Source organism: Lysobacter sp. A286 (assembly GCF_054052105.1).
On the sequence record NZ_JBSVRJ010000001.1, the window covers coordinates 1,744,995 to 1,765,599 of the forward strand.

The 20,605-nt window shown below is 64.2% G+C and carries 18 protein-coding genes; 6 read left to right on the forward strand and 12 right to left on the reverse strand.

The genetic code is table 11. The annotated features are described in order from the left end of the window. Window positions 1-26: 26 nt before the first annotated feature. A complete protein-coding gene (locus tag ACW7G0_RS08030; protein ID WP_456988921.1) occupies window positions 27-2,138 on the forward strand; it encodes a M13 family metallopeptidase in 2,112 nt (703 codons plus the stop codon). 155 nt (window positions 2,139-2,293) lie between these two features. After that, window positions 2,294-4,285: a M13-type metalloendopeptidase gene (locus ACW7G0_RS08035; protein WP_456988923.1), complete on the forward strand. Its 1,992-nt coding sequence runs from the start codon at window positions 2,294-2,296 to the stop codon at window positions 4,283-4,285. A gap of 61 nt (window positions 4,286-4,346) precedes the next feature. Here ACW7G0_RS08035 and ACW7G0_RS08040 read toward each other — a convergent pair whose 3' ends face one another. Together ACW7G0_RS08040 and ACW7G0_RS08045 are read right to left on the reverse strand one after the other, a co-directional pair. Continuing rightward, window positions 4,347-5,003, reverse strand: coding sequence for a rhomboid family intramembrane serine protease (locus tag ACW7G0_RS08040; RefSeq protein WP_456988924.1), 657 nt, complete (start codon window positions 5,001-5,003; stop codon window positions 4,347-4,349). A 114-nt stretch (window positions 5,004-5,117) separates the two neighbouring features. After that, window positions 5,118-5,453: an MGMT family protein gene (locus tag ACW7G0_RS08045; RefSeq protein ID WP_456988926.1), complete on the reverse strand. Its 336-nt coding sequence runs from the start codon at window positions 5,451-5,453 to the stop codon at window positions 5,118-5,120. A 35-nt stretch (window positions 5,454-5,488) separates the two neighbouring features. Between ACW7G0_RS08045 and ACW7G0_RS08050 the strand changes: the two genes are divergently transcribed. Continuing rightward, window positions 5,489-5,899 (forward strand): hypothetical protein, encoded by a 411-nt coding sequence (locus ACW7G0_RS08050; RefSeq protein WP_456988928.1) that lies wholly within the window; start codon window positions 5,489-5,491, stop codon window positions 5,897-5,899. On the opposite strand, the gene ACW7G0_RS08055 is transcribed toward ACW7G0_RS08050, so the two are convergent. Continuing rightward, window positions 5,896-7,023 (reverse strand): anion permease, encoded by a 1,128-nt coding sequence (locus ACW7G0_RS08055; protein WP_456988930.1) that lies wholly within the window; start codon window positions 7,021-7,023, stop codon window positions 5,896-5,898. The genes ACW7G0_RS08050 and ACW7G0_RS08055 overlap by 4 nt on opposite strands. 10 nt (window positions 7,024-7,033) lie before the next feature. Next, window positions 7,034-7,660, reverse strand: coding sequence for a DUF47 domain-containing protein (locus ACW7G0_RS08060; RefSeq protein ID WP_456988932.1), 627 nt, complete (start codon window positions 7,658-7,660; stop codon window positions 7,034-7,036). A 303-nt stretch (window positions 7,661-7,963) separates the two neighbouring features. Between ACW7G0_RS08060 and ACW7G0_RS08065 the strand changes: the two genes are divergently transcribed. Together ACW7G0_RS08065 and ACW7G0_RS08070 are read left to right on the forward strand one after the other, a co-directional pair. Continuing rightward, a complete protein-coding gene (locus ACW7G0_RS08065; protein WP_456988934.1) occupies window positions 7,964-9,301 on the forward strand; it encodes a hemolysin family protein in 1,338 nt (445 codons plus the stop codon). Continuing rightward, complete coding sequence (locus tag ACW7G0_RS08070; RefSeq protein WP_456961109.1) at window positions 9,285-9,920, forward strand: exopolysaccharide biosynthesis protein; 636 nt, start codon at window positions 9,285-9,287, stop codon at window positions 9,918-9,920. Before ACW7G0_RS08065 ends, ACW7G0_RS08070 begins: the two co-directional genes overlap by 17 nt. Here ACW7G0_RS08070 and ACW7G0_RS08075 read toward each other — a convergent pair. From ACW7G0_RS08075 to ACW7G0_RS08085, 3 genes are all read right to left on the reverse strand, one after another. After that, complete coding sequence (locus ACW7G0_RS08075; protein WP_456988936.1) at window positions 9,917-12,091, reverse strand: putative bifunctional diguanylate cyclase/phosphodiesterase; 2,175 nt, start codon at window positions 12,089-12,091, stop codon at window positions 9,917-9,919. The two genes, ACW7G0_RS08070 and ACW7G0_RS08075, sit on opposite strands and share 4 nt — an antisense overlap. Then, window positions 12,088-12,996 carry a phosphate/phosphite/phosphonate ABC transporter substrate-binding protein gene (locus ACW7G0_RS08080; protein ID WP_456989484.1) on the reverse strand — a complete coding sequence of 303 codons (909 nt, stop codon included), beginning with the start codon at window positions 12,994-12,996 and terminating at the stop codon, window positions 12,088-12,090. Before ACW7G0_RS08080 ends, ACW7G0_RS08075 begins: the two co-directional genes overlap by 4 nt. Before the next feature lie 115 nt (window positions 12,997-13,111). Beyond that, a complete protein-coding gene (locus ACW7G0_RS08085) occupies window positions 13,112-13,891 on the reverse strand; it encodes an RNA methyltransferase (RefSeq protein WP_456988938.1) in 780 nt (259 codons plus the stop codon). A 111-nt stretch (window positions 13,892-14,002) separates the two neighbouring features. Between ACW7G0_RS08085 and ACW7G0_RS08090 the strand changes: the two genes are divergently transcribed. Continuing rightward, window positions 14,003-14,833, forward strand: coding sequence for an inositol monophosphatase family protein (locus ACW7G0_RS08090; protein WP_456988940.1), 831 nt, complete (start codon window positions 14,003-14,005; stop codon window positions 14,831-14,833). 127 nt (window positions 14,834-14,960) lie between these two features. On the opposite strand, the gene secF is transcribed toward ACW7G0_RS08090, so the two are convergent. From secF to queA, 5 genes are all read right to left on the reverse strand, one after another. After that, window positions 14,961-15,926, reverse strand: a complete 966-nt coding sequence (gene secF / locus ACW7G0_RS08095; RefSeq protein WP_456988942.1) for a protein translocase subunit SecF — start codon at window positions 15,924-15,926, stop codon at window positions 14,961-14,963. A gap of 15 nt (window positions 15,927-15,941) precedes the next feature. Continuing rightward, entirely contained in the window at window positions 15,942-17,807 is a 1,866-nt protein-coding gene (secD, locus tag ACW7G0_RS08100) for a protein translocase subunit SecD (RefSeq protein ID WP_456988944.1), read from the reverse strand. Window positions 17,808-17,865: 58 nt separating this feature from the next. Further along, the gene (gene yajC, locus ACW7G0_RS08105) at window positions 17,866-18,201 is read right to left on the reverse strand and encodes a preprotein translocase subunit YajC (protein ID WP_456961103.1); all 336 of its coding nucleotides are present in this window, start codon (window positions 18,199-18,201) and stop codon (window positions 17,866-17,868) included. Between the two features lie 113 nt (window positions 18,202-18,314). Then, entirely contained in the window at window positions 18,315-19,424 is a 1,110-nt protein-coding gene (gene tgt, locus ACW7G0_RS08110) for a tRNA guanosine(34) transglycosylase Tgt (protein ID WP_456988946.1), read from the reverse strand. Beyond that, window positions 19,421-20,485, reverse strand: coding sequence for a tRNA preQ1(34) S-adenosylmethionine ribosyltransferase-isomerase QueA (queA, locus tag ACW7G0_RS08115; RefSeq protein ID WP_456988948.1), 1,065 nt, complete (start codon window positions 20,483-20,485; stop codon window positions 19,421-19,423). Before queA ends, tgt begins: the two co-directional genes overlap by 4 nt. Window positions 20,486-20,605 lie beyond the last annotated feature (120 nt).

The window sequence follows — 20,605 nt, forward strand, 5'->3', positions numbered from 1 at the left end:
CCCAATGCCACCGGCCGGAGTCACACGTGAGCTTGAACAAACCACAAATCCTGTTGCTGTCCCTCGCCATCGCCACTGCCGTGGCCGCTTGTTCCAACCAGGACGCCGCCACCGCTGACGACGCCAGCGCCAAGCCTGTCGCTGCCGCTGACGCCAACTCACTGACCATCGACGAGAGCGCGCTGCCGCCGGTCAACCGGTTCCAGATCTCCGACCTGGACACGTCCAAGGACGCCTGCACCGACTTTGGTGGCTACATCAACGGCACCTGGTTGGCGGCCAACGCTATTCCGGGCGACCGCACCAGTTGGGGCGCGTTCGAGATGCTCGACGAGCGCTCCACCGCAGTCCAGCACCAGCTGGCCAAACAGGCCGCTGCCAATGACGATGCCACCGGCGTGCAGAACATCGTCGGCGACTTCTGGGCGACCGGCATGGACGCCGAGAAAATCAACGCCCAGGGTATTGCCCCGATCCAGGACAGGATCGACGCAATCGCCGCACTCGACAGCCAGCAGGCGGTCACCGATTACCTGCGCAGCAGCGCAGCGGAAGGTGAGAATTTCCTGTTCTCGTTTGGTGCCGAGGCCGACTTCAAGAACTCCGACATGAATATCGCCTACGCCGCGCAGGGCGGACTCGGCCTGCCGGACAAGTCGTACTACCTGGACCCCGACAAGGCCGACAAGCTGGCTGCCTACCAGGAGCACATCGCCAAGGTACTGGAGCTGTCAGGCGTGGAAGTGGCGCAAGCGGCGGAACAGGCAAGCGACGTGATCGCCTTCGAGACCCGGCTGGCCAAGGCTTCCAAGTCCAGCGAAGAGATGTCGCGTGATGTCTCGTTGTTCTACAACCCGGTCAGCCTGGCGGAAGCGGACAAGCTGACCCCGAACTTCCCGTGGACGAAATTCTTCGAGTCCCAGGGTGTCGCCGCCCCGGAAATGTTCTCGCTGGCCATCCCGGCCTTCCACGAGCAAGTCAGCCAGATGCTGGTCGACGTACCGGTCGAGCAGTGGCAGTCCTACCTGCGCTTCCACACCGTCGACGGTGCCTCGCCGTTCCTGAGCGACGCGTTCGTGCAGGAGAACTTCAACTTCTACAACAAGGCAATGCGCGGCCAGAAAGAGATCAAGGACCGCAGCAAGCGGGTGCTGAACACGATCGAGGGCGAGGTGGGCGAAGCCCTGGGCCAGATGTACGTCAAGGTCGCCTTCTCCCCCGAGTCCAAGGCGCGCATGGAAACCCTGGTCAAGAACCTGAGCGACGCGCTGAAGGTTCACCTGGAAGGCCTGGACTGGATGAGCGATGAAACCAAGGCCAAGGCCATGGAGAAATGGGGCAGTTTCACCCCGAAGATCGGCTACCCGGACAAGTGGCGCGACTGGACCGGACTGGAGACCGACCGCGACAGCTACATCGGCAACGTGATGGCGGCCAACCAGTTCAACTACCAGTGGAACCTGTCCAAGATCGGCCAGCCAGTCGACAAGACCGAATGGGGCATGAGCCCGCAGACCGTCAACGCCTATTACAACCCGCTGGCCAACGAGATCGTGTTCCCGGCGGCGATCCTGCAGCCACCGTTCTTCGATCCCGAAGCCGGCGACGCGGTCAACTACGGCGGCATCGGCGCGGTGATCGGCCACGAGATGATCCACGGCTACGACGACCAGGGCAGCCGCTTCGGCCCGACCGGCAACTTCGAGAACTGGTGGACAGAAGCGGACTCCAAGGGCTTCAGCAGCCGTACCGACAAGCTGATCGCGCAGTTCGACGCCTATGAAGCCATGCCGGGCAAGCACGTCAACGGCAAGCTCACCCTGGGCGAGAACATCGCCGACCTGGGCGGGCTGGCGGTGGCCTACGACGCGATGAAGCAGGCGACCGAAGGCACCCCGGACCCGATGACCGATGGCATGACCCGCGACCAGCGGTTCTTCGCCAACTGGGCCACCGTGTGGCGTCGCAACTTCACCGACGACGAGCTCAAGGTACGCCTGACCACCGACCCGCACGCACCGGCGAACTTCCGCGCCATTGGTGCGCCGTCCAACATGCCGCAATTCGCCGCGGCGTTTGAGTGCAAGCCCGGCCAGCCGATGGTTCGAAGCGACGACAAAAAGGTCGTCATCTGGTAATCGTGCCCGGCCCTGGTCAGTCCTGACAACGCAATGACCAGCGATCGATGCAGAAGCCCGGATTCGTTCCGGGCTTCTGCTTTTCTGCCACCCGCATTCAGTGGCCAAGGCGCATCCGTTGTTAGACTGGCGCGATCATCTGGACGGAATCTGCAATGACCCTTCGACCGCTCTGTTGTGCCCTCGCCCTGGCCCTGACCGCCGGCTTCGCTTCGCCGAGTGCCGCCGCGCAGGATACTGCCACCGCGTGCAGCGATTTCCACGCTTTCTCCAACAGCGGCTGGCTCACCGCCAACCCCCTGCCCGCCGGTTCGGATTCCATCTCTGCGCTGGGGCAACTGGGCGAGCGCGCGCACCAGCAACAGATCAGTTTGCTCAACGCCGCCATGCAGTCACCCGAAGGCGACGTGCAAAAGCTGCTGGGTGATTTCTGGGCCAGCGGCATCAGTGAAGCCCAGGTCGAGCGCGACGGCGCCCAGCCATTGGCGCCCCTGCTGGACAAGATCATCGCGGTAAAGCGCTCCCAGCACGTCGCCCCGACCATCGCGGCCCTGCATCAGGTGGGCATCCCGATAGCATTCAACTTCGGCGCCGACATCGACCTGCGCAACCTGCAAAGCCATATCGGCTACTTCAGCCAAGGCGGACTCGGCCTCCCCGATCCGGCCTATTACACCCGCACCGATGCCGCGACCCAGGCGTTGCTGGCCCAGTACGACACCTACGTGCAGAAAATCCTCGCCCTGACCGGGGTGAAGGAGAAGGACCTGGCCGATCAGGCGCAACTGGTGATTGACCTGGAGACCCGCATTGCCCGGCTCTCGCTGCCCTTGCCCAAGCTGAATGATCCACGCACCAACTACGCGCCGGTTGCCACCGAGGGACTCGCTGCGCAGTACCCGAATCTGCACCTGGATCAGTTTCTCGAAGTCCAGGGCGTCACCTCGCCCACGGTATCGGTTGCCAACCCGGAGCTGCTGGCCGGTATCGACACATTGGTCGATGAGCTCAAGCCCGAACAATGGCGTGCCTATCTGCGCTGGCAAGTGGGCGATGCCATGGCACCGTACCTGTCCAAAGTATGGCGTGACGCGCACTTTGATTTTCACGGTCGCCTGTTGGCCGGCACCAAGGCACCGCCGCCACGCCAGCAACAGGTACTGGATGCCATCAACCTCGCCGCCGGCCCAATGCTGGGGCACGAGTACGCCGAAAGGTACCTGACCCCGGAGGTCAAGGCGCGGGCACTCGAAATTGCCGGGCACGTCCGCGACGCACTCGGCGTCGCCCTGCAGGGCGACTCACGCCTGGGACCGGAAGCCCGGGCAGAAGCGGCAGCCAAGCTGGCCGCGCTGAAGATCGAGATTGGCACCCCGGCGCGGGATCTTGACTACACCGTGCAGCCGATGGGCCGTGGCAGCTTCGGCGGCAACATGCTGATCGCCTCCACTTGGCGTCACCGCGAGGAAATGCGAAGGATCGGCGAGGACAATGCCGGCCGCCGCTGGAACGTGCTGCCACAGCAACCTGCACTGGCCTACGACCTGGCCCACAACCGCTTGATAATCACCGCGGCGGTGCTGCAATCCCCGATAATGAACCCGATCGCACAGACCTCCGCCCAGTACGGCAGCTTTGGCGCACTGGTCGGTCACGAGCTCAGCCATGGCTTCGATTCGCGCGGTCGCTTCGTGGACGCCGCCGGGGAGCTGCGCAATTGGTGGGGCCCGCAGGAACTTGCGGCGTGGGATGCCACGGCAAACCAGTTGGCCGCGCAGTACGGAGCCTTCGACTATCCGGTACTGGAAGCGACCAAGGTCAACCCGGAAGCGGTCCGCGACGAGAGCGTTGCCGACCAGGCCGGAGTCGAATTGGCGTGGGCCGCCTATACCGCCGCGACGCCCGACGCCGACAAGGCGTCCAGGGAAGCCTTCTTCGAAGGTTGGGCGGCCCTGTGGCCCAAGCATATGACTCCTGAGATGGCCGCCCGCAGCGCCGTCAGCGACGTGCACGCCCCCGGCGTGTGGCGGACCAATGGCCCGCTGATGAACCTGGGCGATTTCGGCGAGGTCTACGGCTGCAAGGCCAAGACGCCGATGCAACGCCCGGCCGATGACCGGGTCGTGCTCTGGCCGCAAAGCGACTGAGCTGATCCGGTAAAACGGCGCGGATGAAACCGCGCCGTTTTACTTCAACCATCCGCGTCCGTCAGCGTACGACGCGGGGCCGCGGTGGCCCACGACGGCCAAATGGCGGCTGGCCCCGCCAATAGCGGATCAGCAACCAGCCAAACAGCATCCCGCCCAGATGGGCAAAATGGGCAACGCCAGGCTGGTAACCGCTGAAGCCCAGCATCAGCTCGATGGCGCCGTAGACGATCACCAGCGTGCGCGCCTTCATCGGGATCGGCGGAATCAGCAACATCACCCGCTGGTGCGGAAACAGCATTCCGTAGGCCAGCAGCAGGCCAAACACGCCGCCCGAGGCACCGATGGTCGGATAGGCGGCGCCACCGTGTGACATCGTCCAGGCGCCGACGATCAGCTGGCATACCGCCGCGCCCGCCACGCAGCCCAGGAAGTAGGTCAGGAACCGACGCTCGCCCCAAGTGTGTTCCAGCGGCGCACCAAACATCAGCAACGCGATCATGTTGAACAGCAGGTGGGTGAAGCTGCCATGCATGAAGCCGTAGGTGAGCAACTGCCATGGCAGGAACTCGTTGACCACGTAGGCACTGTCACCGCTGCTGATCGGCCAGAGCATGAACGACGCCAGTGCAGCGTCACCCAGCACCATCTGCAGGACGAAAACCAGTCCGTTGGCAATCAACAGCGCCTTGGTGACGGGCGGCAGGTTGGAAAACATCGCATCTCCTCAAGGGTCGTTCAATGGTAGCGGCTGGGTGCGGTTTCCGGTTGGGAAGCCCGTCGAGGACATGGTGTTCACCTGGTCAGTTGGCAACCCCCGCTGGCCTATCCCTCAGCCTCCCTGCCCGCCCCAGATCTGCTCATCCAGCGTCGCAGCGGCACGCCGGCCGCGTACCCGCCCGCCCTCCACCACCACGCCTTCGGCCCGCAGGCGCTGGATCTGCTCGGCGAGCTGCGGCGAATCGGCAGGAAAAGCAATGCGCCCATCCGAGCGCAGGACCCGGTGCCAGGGCAGGTCGGGGTCGTCGTTGTGGCTCAACAGGCGGGCCACCATGCGCGCACGCCCGGGGAGCCCGGCGTGACGCGCCACCTCGCCATAGCCGGCCACCGAACCGCGCGGTATTGCCCGGATGACGGCCAGGATTCGAGTGGGAGCATCATCTTGCATCGCGGTAGCATAGTGGTCCCGACCCGGAGTCGCCCATGCACAACCTCCAAGCGATCCAGCAGCACCTGGTTGCCGCCGGCTTCCAGATCAGCTTGCCGCACGAAGGCGTGGTCTGCATCGAACTGTCACTGGACAGCGGCAGCCGCCACCAATCGATCTTCCTGTCGGAACTGGACGACGACGATGGGCGTCCCTACCTGCGCGTAAGCAGCTCGGTGGCGCCGATTGCGGGCCTGGATGCCCACCGCGCCCTAGTATTCAACTGGCAAAGCCGGGTCGGCTACCTGGCCATCGGCGACATGGGCGGAGAACGCTACCTGCAACTGTGCGAAAACCGCCCCTTCGACGGACTCGATGGCGCCGAAGTCCACCGACTGGTACTGGAGATCGGCGGACTCGGCGACCGCATGGAACGCTCCCTGTCCGGTGAGCGCGACCTGCTCTAGGCCCAGCCGGCGGCGGCCAACACCCGGAACGACAGGTACGCGATACCGCCGGCCGCGGGGATGGTCAGGATCCACGCCCAGATCATCCGCTCCACCATCGTCCATTTGATGGCATTCAGGCGTTTGGCGGTACCCACGCCCATGATCGACGCAGAGATGTTGTGGGTGGTGGAGACCGGGATCCCCAGCGAAGACGCAATGGTGATGACGGTCGCCGCACTGGCCTCGGCGGCGAAGCCATGGATCGGATGCAACTTCACCAGCTTGTGGCCCAGGGTCTTGATGATGCGCCAGCCACCGGCAGCGGTACCGGCCGCCATCACTGCGGCGCAGGTGAACTTGATCCACAGGTCGATGTCACCATCGACCAACGCAGCCTCCGAAGGGTGCAGGAACGCCAGGAAGCCCGGCAGGTCGTCCAGCGTCCCATCGGCCTGCGCGGCGACCAAGGCAAGGGCGATGATGCCCATGGTCTTCTGGGCGTCGTTCATGCCGTGCGCGAACCCCATGTAGGCCGCACTGCCGATCTGTGCCTTGCCGAAGAACGCGTTGACCCAACGTGTCCGCGCCAGTCGCGCCACCAGCCCACCGGCCCGCGCCATGGCCGAGATGGTCGCGAACAACACCCCCATCAGCAGGAACCCGCCGACGAATCCCGCCACCGGCGAGGTCACCATCGGCACGATCACCTTCCACATCACGCCGGCGCTGCGGTACCACGGTTCAACCGGGACCGAAAAGATGATCGCGTCGAAATTGTTTGCTGCTGCCGCCAGTGCGGCACCGATCAGCCCGCCGATCAGTGCGTGCGACGAGGAGGACGGCAGGCCGAGCCACCAGGTGATCAGGTTCCACACGATGCCGCCCAGCAACGCGCACAGGATCAGCTGGGAACTGATATCGACCACGGAGGCATCGATCAGCCCCGAAGCAATCGTCTTGGCAACCGCGGTACCCAGCAACGCGCCCAACAGGTTGGTACTGGCCGCCATCGCAACCGCCTGCATCGGCGACAGCACTTTGGTGGCCACTACCGTGGCAATCGAGTTGGCGGTGTCGTGGAAGCCGTTGATGTATTCGAAGACCAACGCCACGAATACGACTATCAGGACCAGGGTCAGCATCCCAAAGGCCTCAGGAGTTCTTCAGCACGATGTCGTACGCCGCCACCCCGGCCTCGCGGCAACGGTCGATGGCCTTTTCGAGGATCTCGAAGAACTCCTTGAGCAGGAACATCTGCAATGGCTCCAGGTCGCCCGAGTAGATATCCCGGTACAGCTCAAGCATCAACCGGTCCGCCTCGTTCTCGATCGAGCGCAGCTCGTCGTTGAGTTGTTTCATCGGCGCCAGCTTGATTTTGCGCAGCTGTTTGACCATCTTGACCACCACTTCGGCCGCCTGCTCCAGCATCGCCGCGCGCGGCGCGAAGTCGATGTGCGCCAGGTGCTGCACCGCCAGTGAGTAACGGTCGGCGAACTTCTCGGCCTGCTTGTTGATCTTGTGCAGTGCAGAGCTCAACGCTTCGATATCTTCGCGCTCGATAGGGATGATGAAGCTGTCGACCAGCTCCTGGCTGATCTGCGCCGAGGCATCGCGCTCGCGCTGGCGGGCGAGCTTGAACGCATCCAGCGCCGGCTCGGCGTCTGCGCTCCTGAGCATCTCGTGCAACGCCTTGGTACTGTCGTGTGCGGCAACCGCAGAGGCCTCCAGCAGCGTATAGAACTGATTGCCTTGGCCGAACATGGTTTGCAGGGAGAACATCAGGGAGGGACCTCGTCGTGCTGGCGGCAATGGGTCGCCGGAATGTGCGGGCAGGAGTGCCGCAACCGGATAGCGGTGGAGGCGACGGCGGAATTATGACGGTTTCGTGACCTTCACGCCCAGTCAGGGACTCTCAACGGGCCCACGGGCACCACCTGCTAAAATCCGCGAGCGCCGCATCGGCGCGCTTATCCGACATCATTTCTCCATGGACGACGACTCCAAACCTCCGCCAACAGTCACTACGCCGCCATTGCGGCGACACGTGCGCGCCCCCTTCACCGCCAACCCGGAGAGGGCGCAATGCTGGAGTTCCTGATTGTCCTGGTGCTGATCGCGTTCAACGCCTTCTTTGCCCTGTCGGAAATGTCGGTGGTCACCTCACGCCGGCCCAAGCTCCGCCAGATGAGCCGCTCCAGTCCCAACGCGCGCAAGGCACTTGACCTGGCCGAGCACCCCGACCGCTTCCTTTCCACCGTGCAGGTGGGTATTACCCTGATCGCCATCCTGACCGGCATGTTCGGTGGCGACGCCATCGGCAGCGCGATCGGCAGCTGGCTGGGCGAGAAGATCCCGGCCCTTGGCAGTTACGCCCAACCGGTCGGCGTGGTACTTGCAGTCGGCCTGATCACCTACCTGAGCATCGTGTTGGGCGAATTGCTGCCCAAGCGTCTGGCACTGTTGGCGCCCGAGAAGCTGGCCAGTTTCATTGCATTGCCGATGCACTGGGTTTCACGGATCGCAACCCCGGCGGTTTGGCTGCTGATGGTCAGCACCCGCGGTCTGCTCAGGCTGCTGCGGCTGGACCGTAGCCAGGCCACGAACATCAGCGAGGAGGAGATCCGCCTGCTGGTCAGCGAGAGCCACGAACAAGGCGTGATCGATGCCGACGAGCGCAAGATGATGCACCGCGTGCTCGGCCTGGGCGATCGCACCGCCGACAGCCTGATGACTCCCCGCACGCGCATTACCTGGCTGGATGCCGGCGCCCCGCTGGAGGTCAACCTGGAGACGATGCGCAATGCGCCCGTCTCGCGCTTCCCGGTGTTGCGCGGTACCGATCAGGACGTGATCGGCGTGGTCGAAGCCAAGTCGCTGTTGCGCGCACTGGCGCCCGGGGTGGCGATCGACCTGTTTGGCAACATGCGCGAGGCATTGTTCGTATCCGAATCGACCCACGCGATGAAGCTGCTGGAGATCTTCCGCGAGGAGCAGCAATCACTGGCGCTGGTGGTGGATGAGTACGGCGACGTAACCGGCCTGGTGACGGTCAACGACGTGATGGGAGCGGTCATTGGCCGCGTCCAGGCGGGCATGGGGACGACGACCGAACACCAGGACGACCAGGCCAGCCCGGTGGTGGAGCGCGCCGACGGCTCGTACCTGATCGATGGCAGCCTCCACGTCGAGGACCTGCACGAACTGGTCTCCGGTTCCGTGCCCGGCGACGAGGAGCACGACTTCCATACCGCCGCGGGCATGGTGATCACCCACTTCGGCCGCATTCCCAACGTAGGCGAGCAGTTCGCCTGGCCCGGCTGGCGGATCGAGGTGGTCGACCTGGATGGCCCGCGTATCGACAAGCTCCTGCTGTTCCGCGAACCCGAGCAGGATCCGGACAACGATGAGACCGGTGGATAGGCAACAGGCCATCCGCGAAGCAGGAACGCGTGCCCTGCTGGACGCCTTTGCCGACGGCGACCAGGAACAGGTGGTCAAGCTGGGGGAGGTGTTCGCCGGCCTTGGCAAGCGTTCCTTCGGCATGCTGCTGTTCGTTGCCATCCTGCCAGCATTCATCCCCATTCCCGGCGTGGCAGGCGCGGTCAGCGGACCACTGGTAATCCTGGTCGGGGCGCAGTTGTTGCTCGGCTTGCGAACCCCGTGGCTACCCGGGTTCGTCGCCTGCCGCGGCCCGCGCCGACACACCCTGGCGCGTTTTCGCGACCGGTTGTCACCCTGGCTGGCCCGGTTGGAACGCGTGGTACGGCCGCGCTCACCTGCCTTGCTCGATCATCGCCTGGCCAACGCGTTCACCGGCTTGCTGCTGGTCGCGCTGGGACTGCTGCTGGCGTTGCCGATACCGCTGACAAACTATCTGTTTGGCGTCTTGCTGCTGTTGTTCGCGCTGGCATTGCTGGAACGCGATGGGCGCCTCATGGCGGTGGCGTGGTTGGCCGGAGCGGTGGCCGTTACAGTGTTCGGACTGCTGTCGGGCCAGATCGCCACGCTCATCACCCCGTGGGTCGACCTGCTGTTCTAGCCCAGACCCGACACCATCAGCGGCGTCTTTGCCCGCACTACCTCATGGAATGCTTCCAGGGCCATCGGGCGCCCCAGCCAGAAACCCTGAGCCAAGTTGCAGCCACGCTCACGCAACAGCGCGTACTGGCTTTCCGTCTCCACGCCTTCGGCGACCACGGGAATCCCCAACGAATGCGCCATCGCGATGATCGCGGTGGTCAAGGCAAGGTCATCGGGATCATGCAGGATGTCAGCCACGAAGCTGCGATCGATTTTGACGCCATCGATCGGCACCCGTCGCAGATGGCTAAGCCCGGAGAACCCGGTGCCAAAATCATCCAGCCATACCCGCACCCCGCGTGCACGCAGCTGATGCAACATCTCGCTCGCGTGCGCCGCGTCACCGATCATCGCGGTTTCGGTCAATTCGATATGCAGCTGTTGCGGCGGCAACCCGCTATCTCCCAGCGCCGCGGCGACCACGCGCGGCAAGTCGCCACGACGAAGCTGCCGTGGCGAGACGTTGACCGACACGAACAGCGGTTCCCCATTGGCAGACATCGGTTGCCATTGAACGGCGTCCCGACAGGCAGCCTCCATGACCAGCGGCCCGATGGTTTCTATCAGCCCGCTCTGTTCGGCGACTTCGATGAACACCGACGGGGCAATGGATCCCAGCTCCGGATGGTTCCAGCGCAGCAATGCTTCCGCCCCGACCAGGATGCCATCGGCGAGCTGGAAGATCGGCTGGTACACCAGACTGAGCTCCCCGCGGTCCCAGGCATCACGCAACTCCGCTTCCAGATGCAGCCGCCGCTCTACCGCCTGGTTCATCGTCCGGCTGTAGTAGCGGATGCAGTTCTTGCCCGCGGCCTTGGCTTGGTACATCGCGATATCGCCGATTTTCATCAAGGTCGCGGCGCCGGCCGCATCCTGAGGGAACAGGCCGATACCGATGGAAATCCCTAGGAAGACATCGCTGGCCCGCAGTGGCAGTGGTATCGCGACTTGTTCCACCAGCATTTCCGCCAACGTACTGGCGACAGCGCGCAACTCGTCCCCATCAGCCGCCTCAAGCAGCACCAGGAACTCATCACCACCAAAGCGTGCCACCAGGGCCTGCTCGCCGGCCACCCGCGCGACCACCTCGCGGATGCGATTGGAGACCTCCAGCAAGACCTCGTCCCCGACGTCATGGCCCAAGGTGTCGTTAATCCGCTTGAAGTCGTCAATATCGGCGAACAACAGCGCCAGCTGTCGGCCCGAGCCACGCAACTGCACCAGGCGCTGGTCCAGCGCCTCCCGGAAAGCGAGGCGGTTGGCCTGGCCGGTCAGCGCGTCGGTATAGGCCATCTTGCGGATGTCGCGGTCATGGCAGGCGATACTCTCGCTCATCCGCGAGAACGCGCGCATCAAGTCGCCAAGCTCGTCGTTGCGATCACTGGCCGGCACCTGTGTTCCGAATGCCCCGCCCTCGATCGCACGTGCCGAATCGGCCAGCTGGCGGATCGGACGTACCAGCCAGCGATGGATCGACCACAACGTGACACCGCCCAGGGCCAGCACCGCGACACCCAGCAGGCCAATCCAGAACAGCTGCCGCCGACCCAGTTCCGACAGGCTTTGGCGCAGACTGGCTGCCCCACGTTCCTGGTACCCGCGCACGACGTCGAGGTCGTAGCCGATGCGGACGCCGCCCAGCCGATTGCGGCCGACCAGGATCGGCGCCGACACGTCCATGATTGTGTCGCTGAACTGTGTATGCAGCGCCGTCGTTGCAATGCCCTGTGCCGCCAATGGATCGCTCATGTGCCGGCCGTAACCGGGAATCTCGTCACTGCCGTCATGCAGGATGTCGCCGTTTTCATCGAAGACGGTGACGTAGGCAATGCCGGGCTGGCGCAACGCGTCGCGGACGAGCGCTCCGATCTGGTCCAGGTCGTGGTAATAAAGCGGGTTCGCCAGCGACTCCGCCAATGGCCCAACCATCCCTTCCGCCCGTCGACGCAGCGTCTCGATGGTCATGGAATGCATGGCCGCCCGGCTGGCGGCCTCGACCTCGTACTGGGTACGGTTCTGGCGGTGCAACAGCAACGCGATCAGCGCCACCAGGACCACCATCGCGACCAGCATCAGCGATGCGACCCTCGCCTGCAGTCCGTAAGCCGGCTTGAAACGCAATGGCTTCATTCGACCTTGGCCCGTACGTGGCGGACGCCGGACTGGATGTGATCCAGCGCATGGCGGGACGTGGCGTCGATCGGCAAGAACCCGGTGGTCCCGAAAAATTGCCGTAGCGCGGCGCTGGCAGACGGATCGCTGGCCGCGCCCAGCAGCACTTCCTTGAGCCGTTCGCGCACCGCCGGGTCCATGTCCCGGCGCAGCATCTCGACCGCACGCGGGTACTCCGGTGTGCGGCCAATCACCAACAGGTCGCGTTGGAAGGCCTTCGGCATCCGCTCCGGGTTGTCCCAATCCAGGTTGCTCATCACCCCCGCATCGACCACCCGCTTATGCACCCAGGTCGCAATGTTTCGCTCCGAGCGTGCGAACAGGTAGCCCAGCGCGTCGGAATCGATCGAATCCGTCGGGGAAAGCAGGATCTCCAACGTGATTCCCCGTTCCAGCAATTCGCCTGCCGGGACAAAGTAGGCACTGGTGGAGGACGGCCGCTGGAAGGCGATGCAATGCCCGCGCAAGCCGTCCAACCCGGTGATGCCGCTGTCACGCCGGACGAAGAACACGCTGTGGTATTGGCTGTGGCCGCCACGCTCGGTCAAGACCAAGGGCTCGGCGCCGGCACGCTCGCGCAGCAACATGCCGGACCCGGCGGTCTCGGTGACCCAATCGACCCGGCCACGGCGCATGTAGCTGGCCATCTGCTGGGCATCACGCGCCATCAGCACGCTGCCCTCACGGATCCCCACGTCGGCCATCCGGGGCACCACATAGTCCAGCAACGGCTTGAGTTGCTCATAGTGGGTCGCTGGATCGTCGCTGATCCGACCCAACACCAGCACACCGTCGTCCGCCATTGCCGGCGACAACGCGCATCCGAACACGACCAAGAGACCCAATACGGCCCGCTGAACCATTGCGATCACTGCAGAACTCGCAAAATAAAGCCGCCGACACGGGGCGATTCGGCAGGATAGCCCGAAAACCCTCCCAACCGACCCTGGCGACCGCCAGTCGACGCTCGCGATGCAGTCATCGTTTTCCCGCCAGGGTTGCCATGCGGGTGGCATCCGCCAATACCCCTCGCAACAACCGCACCTCCGGCTCGTCCAGTCCCGCGCGCATGAACAATCGGCGCAGCTTGCGCATTGCCGATGCCGGCGCTCGGCCCTTGTGGAAATCAATCGCATCCAGCGTCTCGCCCAACTGGGTGAAAAAACCTTCCATCTGGGCGTGCGATGCAGGCAACTGATGGGCTTCGTCCGCTACAGACGGTCCGGAGGCGGCCAGCAGTGCCAACCGCACCTCATAGGTCAGCACCTGCACCGCGGCCGCCAGGTTCAACGAGCTGTAGTCCGGGTTGGCGGGGATATGCACCGCGGCATGGCACAGCTGCAACTCGTCGTTGTCCAGTCCGGTACGCTCACGGCCGAACACCAGCGCGACTTCCTCATCGGCCGCCGCCCGGGACACCAGGCGCTGGGCACCCGCGGCAGGCAGCAACTCGGGCAACATTATGCGACGGGTGCGCGCGGTGCAGCCCACTACCAGCCGGCAGTCGGCAACGGCCTCGGCCAAGCTGCCGCAGACCACCGCGGCAGACAGCAAGTCGTCGGCACCGGCCGCCAGCGCGAACGAGTCCCCATTGGGCAATTTTTCCGGCGCGACCAGGACCAGACGGGCCAGCCCCATGGTTTTCAGCGCGCGAGCCGCCGAGCCGATGTTGCCCGGATGCTGGGTCCCCACCAGCACGATACGGATGCGATGGGCGACGGGAAGCGGGGCGTGTTCGGGAATGCGCGTGGTAGTCATGACGGCAATGGTAAACTTCCCAGCCGGCCACGGTCTCCATCCGTGTCATCGCCGGCTGCTCTTTTCCCTTGCCAATCCTTCCTTCACCTCTTTCGCCCGAGGCCGTTTGCCATGCAGAAACCCGCCGTCACCCTCATGGTCAAGGCCGCCCGCTCCGCCGGCAATGTGCTGTTGCGCCACATGTACAAGCTGGATGCGTTGAACGTGGTCGAGAAGGACCGCATGGACTTCGCCAGCGAAGTCGACGAACTGGCCGAGAAGGAGATCATCAAGGAATTCCGCCGTGCCACCCCGGACTACGCGATCCTTGGCGAAGAGGGAGGGTTGATCAAGCCCAAGAGCGGGAGCTCCCGTTTCACCTGGGTGATTGACCCCCTGGACGGCACCAGCAACTACCTGCGCGGGATCCCGCACTTTTGCGTGTCCATTGCATTGGTCGAGGCCGGCGAGCCGATCCACGGGGTGATTTTCGACCCACTGCGCAATGAGCTGTTCACCACCAGTCGCGGCAGCGGCACCACGCTCAATGACAAACGCGTACGCGTCTCTGACCGCAAGGACCTGACCGGGGCCATGATCCTGACCGGGTTCGCCCCGCGCGAGCGTGCCCGCGCCAGTGCGCAGCTCAAATGCATTGATACGCTATTCACCGAGATCGAGGACATCCGCCGCAGCGGTTCCGCCGCGCTCGACCTGGCGTACGTGGCCTGTGGCCGCGCCGATGCCTACTTCGAGGCCGGCGTAAAGCCGTGGGATATCGCCGCTGGCGCGCTAATGGTGCGTGAGGCGGGCGGCAAGATCAGCGACTTCCGCGACCGCACCACCGGCCCGATGGACGCGCGGGGCGTGAACCCGCGGCCGCTGTTGGCCGGCAACATCAAGGTCGCCGGATTGTTGCAGCAGCGCATCGTCAATACCGGCTACGCGGCCGCGTTTGATTGAATCAAAATAGTGGATTACGCCGGTGGCTAATCCACCCTACGGACGAATGGCCGCAAGAACGAATGGTCACCCACGAAAAAGGCCGCGGAATCCGCGGCCTTTTTCGTGGGTGACACAACCGCACCGGTTACGGTCGGCGGGCCAACGCTTCGTCGTTCTTGGCCTTGGGCATCAGGTCCTGCTTGGTGATCTTCAGGAAGCCGATGGTCAGTAGCGGAGACGCCACGAAGATCGACGACAAGGTACCCACGACCACGCCGATCATCATCGACTCGGCCATGCCACGCAACGACCCGCCACCGTACAGATACAACGCCAGCACGGTCAGGAACGCGACCACCGAGGTGATGATCGTACGCGACAAGGTCTGGTTGATCGAGGTATTGATGATCGTGCGTGGGTCGGCGCGCATGGTTCGGAAATTCTCGCGGATTCGATCGAACACCACGATGGTGTCGTTGATCGAGAACCCCAGCACCGACAGGATGCCGGCCAGCACCGTCAGGTCGAACTCGTGGCCGCTCAACGCGAACCAGCCGGTGACGAGCACCACGTCCTGCAGTGACGCAATCACCGCGGCGACCGCGAATTTTTTCTCGAACCGCATCGAGATATAGATCAGGAAGCCGACCACGACGAAGATCACCGCCCAGATGCCATTGAGCGCCAGTTCCTTGCCGACCTGCGGGCCGACGAAGTCGCTGCGCATCACCCTGCCCGGATTCTCCGGCGTGGATACGGCCTTGGTGATGGCCTGGGCCGTCTGTGAGTCAATCTGGGCAGCCTCGTCTTCGCCCTCCTGCTCCGATTGCAAACGAACCAGGATATCGTTGCCCGAGCCAAAACTGAGCACCTCGGCATCACCGTACCCGGCTTCCTCGAGCCGGGTACGCGCATCGTTGACGTCGATCGGTTTCTCAAAACGCAGCTCGGTAACGGTACCGCCGGTGAAGTCCAGTGCGAAGTTGAAACCGTTGACCACGATCGACCCGACCGATACCAACAGCAGGATGATCGATAACGAAAATGCCGCGGTACGCAGGCGCAGGAAGTCGATGTTGACGTTTACCGGGATGAGGTTGAGTTGTTTCATAATCGTTTCCCGCCGTCAGATCGCAAGGGACTTGAGCTTGTTGCGCTTGCCATAGATCAGCGTGGCAATCGCCCGCGAACCCGACACCGCCGTGTACATCGACGTCGCGATACCTACGATCAACGACACCGCAAAGCCCTTCACCGGACCGGTGCCGAAGGCGAACAGCGCCACGCCGGCCAGGATTGCGGTCAGGTTGGCGTCCATGATGGTGCCGGTGGCTTTCTCGTAGCCGGCGACGATCGCCGATTTGGGCGGCATCCCGTCACGCAGCTCTTCGCGTATTCGCTCGTTGATCAGCACGTTTGCATCCACCGACAGACCGACCGTCAACGCGATGCCGGCCAGGCCAGGCAAGGTCAGCGTGGCGCCGAACCACGACATCACCGCGACCAGCATCAGGATATTGAGCAGCAGCGCCAGGCAGGTGATCAGGCCGAACATACGGTAGTAAACGAGGAAAAACACCAGCGCGAAGATGAACGAGTAGCTCACCGCGGTGAGGCCGCGCTCGATGTTTTCCCGGCCCAGGCTGGGACCGACGATGCGCTCCTCGACGAAGTCCATCGGTGCGGCCAGCGAGCCCGAGCGCAACAGCAGCGCCAGGTCGGCCGCCGCCTTGCTGCTGTCCAGGCCGGTGGTCTGGAACTCCTTGCCGAACACGCCGTTGATGTTGGCCACAGAGATCACCTGCTCGCTGACCCGCGTGCTGCGCACCTCTTCGCCATCAACCATGCGCACCTCGGGGATACGCTCGATATAGACCACGCCCATCGGCTTGCCAACGTTCTCGCTGGTGAAGTCGAACATGCGCTGCCCACCGGCACTGTCCAGCCGGACCGAGACCGACGGCGTGCCCGATTGCGGATCCATCCCCGAGGTGGCGCCAATCAACTGGTCGCCCGAGGCGATCACCCGCTTGTTGAGCAGGATCGGCACCGGCTTTCCATCCGGACCGAGCTCCTTTCGATAATAGATCTTGGCCTGCGGCGGCACGTTGCCCGAGGCGACCGCGTCATACGCGTTGCCTTCAACCACGGCGCGATATTCCAAGGTGGCGGTGGCACCGATGATGCGCTTGGCCTGGGCAGTGTCCTGCACGCCCGGCAATTCAACCACGATCCGGTCATTGCCCTGGCGCTGGATCAGCGGCTCGGACACGCCCAATGCGTTGATGCGGTTGCGCAAGGTACCCAGGTTCTGGGTCAGCGCGTCGGCCATCATCCGCTGCAACTCGGTGTCGGGCACCGTCAGCGTCAGGATCCGGTCATCTTGATCCAATTGCAGCGCCGGCTGGCTGGCGCGGATCTTGTTGAGCGCATTGGCAGCGTCCGCCGCGTCGGCCAGACGTACCACGATGGAATTATCGGGCCGGCGGGTCACCGACTCGTAACGCACCCGGCTATCGCGCAACACCACCCGAGTGTCCTCGACGATGGCTTCCATGTGCTTGTCCAGCGCCGCCTTCTGGTCGACCTGCATCAGGAAGTGCACGCCGCCCTGCAAGTCCAGGCCCAACAGCATGCCGTCGGCACCGATGGCGGTGAGCCAGTCGGGGACCGTGGACGCCAGGTTGAGCGCGGTCACGTAGTCGCTGCCCAGCACCGGCGCCAGTGCATCGGCGGCCCTGGTTTGCAGCTCGGTGCCAGGCAAACGCACCAGCAGGTTGTCACCGGCCAACTCGACTTGCTTGACCGGGATGCCCGCCTTCTCAAGCGTGCTGCTTACCCGGTCAGCCAGTGCCTGGTCAACGGGAGCGCCGCGGCTGGCGGTGACCTGTACCGAGGGATCCTTCTGGTAAAGGTTGGGCAACGCGTACAGCGTGCTCAACACGATGGCCAGCACCAGTACAACGTATTTCCAGCGCGCGTAAGTCAGCATCGATTGCCCCTGTGGCGACCACCCCGGCCACCAGACGTCAAAAGGTAGTGTTGGCCGATCAGGCCGACTTCAAGGTGCCCTTGGGCAATACGTTCGCAATCGAACCCTTCTGCACGCGGATGCGCACGTTGTCGGCGATCTCCACGGTGATGAAGTTCTCGCCCAGTTCGGTTACCACGCCGGCCATGCCGCCGTTGGTCAGCACTTCGTCGCCCTTGGCCAGTTGGCCGAGCATTGCCTTGTGCTCCTTGGCGCGCTTCATCTGCGGACGGATCATCAGGAAGTACATGACGCCGATCAACAGGATCGGGAACAGCAAGGACATTCCAAAGCCGCCAGCCGCCGGCGCAGCGGCTGCATGGGCGGGGGCAATCAGGAGATCAAGCAGGTTCATGTGGAAATTCCGTAAAGGCTGAAATTAGCCGGGGATTATGTCACGGCAGCGCACATACCACCTGCCTGACCGTGAGACGGGTTGAAACCGGTTGAAATGGGGCTTGCACGCCGCTACGGCTGGCGCGCGAGATAGAAAGACTCCCTGAAGGCGGCAAAGGTTCCCTGCCCGATCGCCTCGCGCATCTGCGCCATCAGTCGCTGGTAGTAGCGCAGGTTGTGCAAGGTACCCAACATCGGCCCGAGCATCTCGTTGCAACGGTCCAGGTGGCGCAGGTAGCTGCGGGTGAAACCGCCGGCGCAGGCGCGGCAGTCGCAACCCTCCTCGATCGGCCGCAGGTCGTGCTCGTATTTCGCGTTGCGGATGCGCACCGTGCCGGTCGAGGTGAAGAAGTGGCCGTTGCGCGCGTTGCGGGTCGGCATCACGCAATCGAACATGTCGATGCCGCGCGCCACGCCTTCGACCAGATCCTCCGGCCGCCCCACACCCATCAGGTAGCGCGGACGGTCGGCAGGCAATTGCGGGCAGGTGTGCTCGAGCATCGCGTTGCGCTCATGCTCCGGCTCACCGACCGCCAGGCCGCCGATCGCATAGCCGTCGAAGCCGATCTGGCGGAGCCCTTCCGCCGAGCGCGTACGCAGGTCGTGGTGGACCCCACCCTGGACGATGCCGAACAACGCCGCATCGTTGCCGTCGTGGGCTTTGCGGGAACGCTCGGCCCAGCGCAGGCTCAGTTCCATCGACTTTTTCGCGACATCCGGGGTTGCCGGATAGGGCGTGCACTCGTCGAAGATCATCACGATGTCCGAGCCCAGCACCTTCTGGATGTGCATGCTCTCCTCCGGACCCAGGAACACCTTGCGTCCATCGATGGGCGCGGCAAAGGTCACTCCGGCCTCGGTGATCTTGCGTTTGTGCGCCAGCGAGAACACCTGGAAGCCCCCGGAGTCGGTCAGGATCGGGCCATCCCAACGCGTGAAGCCATGCAGGCCGCCGTGCGCCTCGATCACCTCAAGGCCTGGCCGCAGGTACAGGTGAAACGTGTTGCCCAGGATGATCTGCGCGCCCAACCCGTGGATGTCATCGGGAAACACGCCCTTGACCGTGCCGTAGGTGCCGACCGGCATGAACGCCGGGGTCTCGACCGTGCCGCGCGGAAAATCCAAGCGGCCACGGCGCGCGTTGCCGTCGGTGCCGAGCAGTTCGAAGGACATGCGGCTCATGGCTGCCGCTCCGTGGTGCGCTCGGGCCACAGCAGCATCGCGTCGCCGTAGGAGAAGAACCTGTAGCGCTCGCGGATCGCATGCGCGTAGGCCGCAAACACCCGGTCCTTGCCGGCGAACGCGGACACCATCATCAGCAAGGTGCTCTCGGGCAAGTGGAAGTTGGTGACCATCGCATCGACCGAGCGGATCTTGTAACCGGGCAGGATGAACAACCGGCTCTCGCCGGCATACGGGCGCAACTCGCCGCCGGGATTGGCCTCGGTCGCCTGCATCGCCGTCTCCAGCGCGCGCACCACCGTGGTGCCGACGGCGATCACCCGGCCCCCGGCAGCGCGCGTACGACGCACCTGCCCGACCAGTCCAGCGCCGACATTCAGCCACTCGCTGTGCATCACGTGCTGGTCCAGGTCGTCGACCCGCACCGGCTGGAACGTGCCCGCGCCCACATGCAGGGTGACATGGCCGACGTCCACACCCCGCGCGGCCAGGCGCTCCAGCAGTCGCTGGTCGAAGTGCAGCCCAGCGGTGGGCGCGGCAACCGCACCGGTCTCGCGCGCGAACACGGTCTGGTAGCGCTCGGCATCATCCGCGCCAGGAGCACGCTGGATATACGGCGGCAATGGCAGCTGCCCCGCGTGCAGCAGCCATTGCTCCAGCGATTGCCCGACATTGAACCGCAGACGATAGAACTCGCCGTCACGCCCCAGCACTTCGACGTCGCCACCGGCGTCCAGCGCGATCCGCGCGCCCGGCCGGGGTGACTTGCTGACGCCCAGTTGCGCGCGCGCCTCATCGCCACCCAGCAACCGCTCGATCAAAATCTCGACCCGGCCGCCGGTTGCCTTCTGCCCGAACAGGCGCGCCGGAATCACCCGGGTATCGTTGAACACCAGCAGGTCGCCGGGTGCAAGCAGACCGGGCAACTGGTGAAATATGTGGTCTTCGATGCCACCTGGCTCTGGCGGCACCAGCAGCAATCGGCTCGACGAGCGTTCGGGCAACGGCGCCTGGGCAATCAGCGCCTGCGGCAACGCATAATGGAAATCGGATTTTTTCAAGGCGGATCTTCGAGGCGACTTTCGGGCTGGCGGGCGCGGTGACAACCCACCCATGCCGGCCGCATAGTGTAACGACGGCGGGGGTTATACCCATACGACCGGCATGATAGAATCATGCAA

Coding starts and splice junctions, on each gene's coding strand:
- ACW7G0_RS08035 (WP_456988923.1), top strand. CDS start 2,294: ATGACCCTTCGACCGCTCTGTTGTGCCCTCGCCCTGGCCCTGACCGCC.
- ACW7G0_RS08040 (WP_456988924.1), bottom strand. CDS start 5,003: ATGTTTTCCAACCTGCCGCCCGTCACCAAGGCGCTGTTGATTGCCAAC.
- ACW7G0_RS08045 (WP_456988926.1), bottom strand. CDS start 5,453: ATGCAAGATGATGCTCCCACTCGAATCCTGGCCGTCATCCGGGCAATA.
- ACW7G0_RS08050 (WP_456988928.1), top strand. CDS start 5,489: ATGCACAACCTCCAAGCGATCCAGCAGCACCTGGTTGCCGCCGGCTTC.
- ACW7G0_RS08055 (WP_456988930.1), bottom strand. CDS start 7,023: ATGCTGACCCTGGTCCTGATAGTCGTATTCGTGGCGTTGGTCTTCGAA.
- ACW7G0_RS08060 (WP_456988932.1), bottom strand. CDS start 7,660: ATGTTCTCCCTGCAAACCATGTTCGGCCAAGGCAATCAGTTCTATACG.
- ACW7G0_RS08065 (WP_456988934.1), top strand. CDS start 7,964: ATGCTGGAGTTCCTGATTGTCCTGGTGCTGATCGCGTTCAACGCCTTC.
- ACW7G0_RS08070 (WP_456961109.1), top strand. CDS start 9,285: ATGAGACCGGTGGATAGGCAACAGGCCATCCGCGAAGCAGGAACGCGT.
- ACW7G0_RS08075 (WP_456988936.1), bottom strand. CDS start 12,091: ATGAAGCCATTGCGTTTCAAGCCGGCTTACGGACTGCAGGCGAGGGTC.
- ACW7G0_RS08080 (WP_456989484.1), bottom strand. CDS start 12,996: ATGGTTCAGCGGGCCGTATTGGGTCTCTTGGTCGTGTTCGGATGCGCG.
- ACW7G0_RS08085 (WP_456988938.1), bottom strand. CDS start 13,891: ATGACTACCACGCGCATTCCCGAACACGCCCCGCTTCCCGTCGCCCAT.
- ACW7G0_RS08090 (WP_456988940.1), top strand. CDS start 14,003: ATGCAGAAACCCGCCGTCACCCTCATGGTCAAGGCCGCCCGCTCCGCC.
- secF (WP_456988942.1), bottom strand. CDS start 15,926: ATGAAACAACTCAACCTCATCCCGGTAAACGTCAACATCGACTTCCTG.
- secD (WP_456988944.1), bottom strand. CDS start 17,807: ATGCTGACTTACGCGCGCTGGAAATACGTTGTACTGGTGCTGGCCATC.
- yajC (WP_456961103.1), bottom strand. CDS start 18,201: ATGAACCTGCTTGATCTCCTGATTGCCCCCGCCCATGCAGCCGCTGCG.
- tgt (WP_456988946.1), bottom strand. CDS start 19,424: ATGAGCCGCATGTCCTTCGAACTGCTCGGCACCGACGGCAACGCGCGC.